Origin of the sequence: Leisingera sp. ANG-DT (assembly GCF_000813785.1) — a bacterium.
Classification (GTDB): domain Bacteria; phylum Pseudomonadota; class Alphaproteobacteria; order Rhodobacterales; family Rhodobacteraceae; genus Leisingera.
This window is the reverse complement of the sequence record NZ_JWLE01000059.1, coordinates 1-967: the sequence shown is the minus strand read 5'-3', so window position 1 is coordinate 967 and position 967 is coordinate 1. Positions and strand designations below refer to the sequence as shown.

General features: G+C 64.2%; 2 protein-coding genes. Both read left to right on the top strand.

Annotated elements, in window-relative coordinates:
• Positions 1–2 precede the first annotated feature (2 nt).
• Positions 3–446, top strand: coding sequence for a division/cell wall cluster transcriptional repressor MraZ (mraZ, locus tag RA21_RS21555; protein WP_241483544.1), 444 nt, complete (start codon positions 3–5; stop codon positions 444–446).
• Positions 447–449: 3 nt separating this feature from the next.
• A partial coding sequence (locus RA21_RS21550) for a 16S rRNA (cytosine(1402)-N(4))-methyltransferase (RefSeq protein WP_039152603.1) occupies positions 450–967 on the top strand: 518 nt, incomplete at its 3' end.

Below are 967 nucleotides of genomic sequence, written 5' to 3'. Positions count from 1 at the left end.
CAATTCCTGCCTCCTTTCGCCGTGTGCTGGAGGCCGCTGACCCCAATTGGCAGCCCGGCCAGAACCCCGAACTGGTGATCGTCTACGGCGACCAGCGCCGCAACTTCCTGGAATGCTATACTATAGAGGCGATCGAGGAGGTCGACGCCAAGATCGACCAGCTCCCGCGCGGCTCGATGCAGCGCAAGATGCTGCAGCGCATGTTCCACGGCCAGTCGTTCCCGACCAACGTGGACGAGACCGGCCGCCTGGTGCTGCCGGCCAAGCTGCGCCAGAAGATCGACCTTGAGGCAGAGGCCTTCTTTATTGCCGCAGGCGACACCTTCCAGATCTGGAAGCCGGAAACCTACGAGGCAGAGGAACTGGCCCAGGCCGAAGAATGGATGGACGACCTGCCAGAAGGTTTCGATCCAATGGAATTCCTAGACGGCGCCGGGGGCGCTTAAGACATGACCCAGGACCAAACAGCTGCCAATGGTCCCCACATCCCGGTTCTCCTCCGCCCGCTGCTTGCGGCCGTGGCTCCGGTCTCGGGCCGCTGGCTTGATGGCACCTTCGGGGCAGGCGGCTATACCCGCGGCCTGCTGGAGGCTGGCGCGGAGCAGGTCACCGGCGTTGACCGCGATCCGCTGGCCTTTGAACTGGCAAAACCCTGGGCAGGGGAGTACGGCGACCGCCTGATCCTGCAGCCCGGTGTCTTTTCCCGCATGGATGAATACGCCCAGGACCTCGACGGCGTGGTGCTGGACCTTGGCGTCTCCTCTATGCAGCTGGACCTGGCCGAGCGCGGCTTCTCCTTCATGAAAGACGGCCCGCTGGATATGCGGATGTCGCAGTCCGGCCCCTCCGCCGCGAACCTGATTGCCGAGCTGGACGAAGCGCAGATCGCCGACATCCTGTTCCACTACGGCGAGGAACGCGCCAGCCGCCGCATCGCCAAGGCGATCGTCAAAGAGCGCGCGATTGA